At 68.7% G+C, this 4,114-nt stretch carries 2 protein-coding genes; both read left to right on the forward strand.

Going from position 1 to position 4,114, the window contains the following annotated elements:
- Positions 1 to 347: 347 nt before the first annotated feature.
- Positions 348 to 2,615: an MHYT domain-containing protein gene (locus MT490_RS07245; RefSeq protein ID WP_297385605.1), complete on the forward strand. Its 2,268-nt coding sequence runs from the start codon at positions 348 to 350 to the stop codon at positions 2,613 to 2,615.
- A 258-nt stretch (positions 2,616 to 2,873) separates the two neighbouring features.
- On the forward strand, positions 2,874 to 4,114 hold a 1,241-nt coding region (locus MT490_RS07250; protein ID WP_297385606.1), incomplete at its 3' end, for a methyl-accepting chemotaxis protein.

Consider the following 4,114-nt stretch of genomic DNA (forward strand, 5'->3'; position numbering starts at 1 on the left):
TCCTCCCCCGCCAGGGAGTGTTGGGTTGGATTGCCCCCGGCAATCCAAGCCCGTGCCGGGGGCACGGGCGACCCAACACTGTGGCGCCGAAGGCGTCGGAGGGGGAGGTAAGCAGTGGCCTCTCCAACTGAGCAGAGTGATTCCGCCCCCTCCGTCACGCTGCGCGTGCCACCTCCCCCTGGCGGGGGAGGATTGAAAACCCTCGATCACCTGCATGTCGATACGTCCTAGGCGATTGGCGACTCGGGCAAATCTCTGCTATCCGATCGGCCGCAACCGTCACGCAGGTGCGCGAGGGATTGCGGGACGCCGCGGCGGACGGCCGCGCGGGGGCATGCGCTATGATCATGAGCAGCACGCACGATCCGGTTCTCGTCTGCATCTCGATCCTGATCGCGGTCGCCGCATCCTATACCGCCCTGGACCTGGCCGGGCGCATCCGCGCCTCCCAAGGCTGGCTGCGCCGCGTCTGGCTCGCCACCGCCGCGGTCGCGATGGGCGGCGGGATCTGGGCGATGCATTTCGTCGCGATGCTGGCGTTCCGCATGCCGGGAATGCACCTCGACTATCATGTCGGGCTGACCCTGCTCTCGTTCCTGGTCGCGGTGGTCGTCACCGGCGCGGGCTTCGCGGTGATGAGCCGGGCGCGCGGCGCGCTCCCGCTGCTCGGCGCGGCGGGGGCGTTCATGGGCCTCGGCATCGTCGCGATGCACTATCTCGGCATGGCGGCGATGCAGATGGCGGCGGAGCTCAGCTATCATCCGCTCTGGCTCGGCATCTCGGTCGTGGTCGCGGTAGGCGCGGCCACCGCGGCGCTCTGGCTCGCGTCGCGCGACCAGCACCCCGCCGAGCGCATCGGCGCCGCGGTGCTGATGGGCATCGCGATCGCCGGCATGCATTTCGCGGGCATGCGCGCCGCGATCTTCACGATGTTGCCGGGCGCCCACATGATCGAGGCGCCGAGCGTGAGCCAGACGACGCTGGCGATCAGCGTGTCGATGGCGGCCTTCCTGATCCTGTTCCTCGCATTGGTCGCCGCGATGTTCGACCGGCGCTTCGCGCTGCTGGCACAGCGCGAGGCCGAGGCATTGCGCCGGAGCGAGGAGCAGTTTCGCGCGCTCTATCGCGGCACGCCGCTGCCGCTGCACGCGCTCGACCCGGACGGGCATATCGAGCATGTCAGCGACGCCTGGATCGAGCTTCTCGGCTATGCGCGCGAGGAAGTGGTCGGCCGCCCGCTGATCAACTTCCTGACCGAGGCCTCGGCGCGCCAGCTGATCCAGCGCGACTGGCCCGAGTTGCTCGCGGCGGGAGCGCTCGATCAGCGCGAATATCGCGTCGTCACCAAGAGCGGCGCGTTCCTCGACGTCGTGTCGGCGGCGCGGGTCGAGCGCGATGCCGCGGGGGGCTTCGTCCATGTCGTCGGCGGCCTGACCGACGTGACCGACCGCAAGCTCGCCGAGGAGGCGCTGCGCCAGGCGCAGAAGCTCGAGGCGATCGGCCAACTCACCGGCGGCATCGCGCACGACTTCAACAACCTGCTTACGGTGATCCTCGGCAATCTCGAGCTGCTGCGGAAACGGCTGCCGGACGATCCCAGGACGCGGCGGCTGGTCGAGAATGCCTTCGAGGGCGCGCAGCGCGGCGCCTCGCTCACCCAGCGACTGCTCGCCTTCGCGCGCCGGCAGGATCTCCGGCCCGAGCCGATCGCCGTCGCCGAGCTGGTCCGCGGCATGACCAGCCTGTTGCAGCACTCGCTGGGGCCGATGGTCCGCGTCGAGACGCATTTCCCGCTGGGCCTTCCCCCGGCGCAGGTCGACGCGAACCAGCTCGAAATGGCGTTGCTCAATCTCGCGATGAACGCGCGCGACGCGATGCCCGACGGCGGGATCATCGACATTTCCGCGACCGAGCGCGCCGTCGACGGTGAATTCGCGGACCTGGCCGCGGGGCGCTACGTCAAGCTCGTCCTCTCCGACACCGGCTTCGGCATGGACGAGGAGACGCTGGCGCGCGCCGTGGATCCCTTCTTCACCACCAAGGGCGTAGGCAAGGGAACCGGCCTGGGCCTGTCGATGGTGCAGGGCCTCGTCGCGCAATCCGGCGGGCGCCTGACGCTGCGCAGCGCCCTGGGCAGGGGCACGGTCGCCGAGCTCTATCTGCCCGTCGCCGAGGGCGCGGAGCAGGCGCTTCCCGCGCCGCCTCTCCCGGCGCCGATGCCGAGCAGGCGCCTGACGGTCCTGGCGGTGGACGACGATGCGCTGGTGCTCGCCAACACCGCGGCGATGCTCGAGGATCTCGGGCACCGGGTGATCCCCGCCGTCACGGCGAGCGAAGCGCTCGGCCTGCTGCGCGGCGGCCTGTCCGTCGATCTGGTGGTGACCGATCAGCTGATGCCGGAGATGACCGGCCTCGAACTGGCCACCGCGATCATCGAGGCATGGCCGCGGATCCCGGTGCTGCTCGTCACCGGTCTCGTCGATTTCGAGGTGAAGGCGGGGCAGAGCATTCGCATCCTCGGCAAGCCCTTCGCGCAGGACGACCTGGCGACGGCGATCCGGGACGTCGCCGCCTCCGCCTCGGTGATACGGCTGAAACAGCGCCGCGAAAGCTGACGCACGGCAATCCGGCACGGTGCCGAACCTAAAAAATATTTCTGAAATCTTTCTGGTATAACCACTTCATTTTCCTGTATTTTTACCGAGCACGCGCGTTCGCGCCCGAGAAGAGCCGCCTTGCCGGCGACCCATTGATGCGCGGCGTCTTTCTATAATGACGTCAGCGGCCGAGTTCCTGCGATTGCGACCGCCTGTACGAAGCCTCCCCGCGCATCGGGGGAGCATCGTCTCCGGCCAATGAAGGACTCGTTCGATATGCAATGGTTTGAAGCAACCGCGCCGATCCGCCTCAAGATGCTCGTGGCTTTCAGCTCGCTCGTCGGGCTGATGACGCTCGCCGTGCTGGTTTCGCTGTTCGGCCCCGGCTGGATCACGTTCGGCATCCAGGCCGCGCTGGTCGTGGCCGCGATGGTGCTCTCGCATCGCTTCCGCGAGGCGGTCTGCATTCCCTATGTGAACACCGTCGTCCGGATGGAGGGGCTGGCCGCGGGCGATCTCGCGACGCCCATCGCCTATACCGACTATAAGGACTGCGTGGGCCGCATGACCAAGGCGATGCACACCTTCCGCGACGCCGCGGTCGAGCAGCAGCGCCAGGCCGCCGAGCAGGCGGACGTGGTCCGCACGCTGGGCGAGAATCTCGCGCAGCTGACGCAGGGCGATCTCACCGCCGAGATCCGGACCGACTTTCCCGGTTCCTACGCCGCGCTCAAGGCCAATTTCAACGATGCGCTTGCGAGCCTTCGCGGCCTGATCGGCTCGGTGATGGAATCGACTACGGCGATCAGCAGCGGATCGAGCGAGATCGCCGAGGCGTCGGAAGCCCTCGCCCGCCGTACCGAAGCCAATGCTGCGAGCCTCGAGGAGACCTCGGCCGCGGTGACGCAGATGGACGGCCGCCTCAAGGCGACCGCCGCCTCGGCGGGCCGCACCGTCGAGCGTGCCGACGGCGCCATTGCCACCGTGTCGGGCGGGCGCAGCATCGCCGACGAGGCGGTGCAGGCGATGACCCGGGTCAGCGAGAGCGCCAAGGGCATCGACTCGGTCATCGAGGGCCTCGACAAGATCGCCTTCCAGACCCGCGTGCTCGCGATGAACGCCGCGGTCGAAGCAGGCCGCGCGGGTGAAGCCGGTCGCGGCTTTGCGGTCGTCGCCGACCTCGTCAGCGCGCTCGCGATGCGCGCCGAGGAGGAAGCCGGGCGTGCCCGCGACCAGCTGACCGCCACCCAGACCGACATCGTCGCGGCGGTGGAGATGGTCCAGAAGGTCGATCACGCGCTCGCCGACATCTCGGGCGACGTCGGCGAGGTGCACGCGCTGCTCGGCCAGATGGCTGCCGACAACCAGGCCCAGTCGACCGCGATCACGCAGATCTCGGTTACGATCGGGACGATGGACCAGTCGACCCAGCAGAATGCCGCGATGGTCGAGGAAACCTCTGCCGCCGCGCGCAATCTCAACGGCGAAGTCGCGGCGCTCAGCGAGCAGGCGTCGAA

The organism is Sphingomonas sp., assembly GCF_026460985.1.
Lineage (GTDB): Bacteria > Pseudomonadota > Alphaproteobacteria > Sphingomonadales > Sphingomonadaceae > Sphingomonas.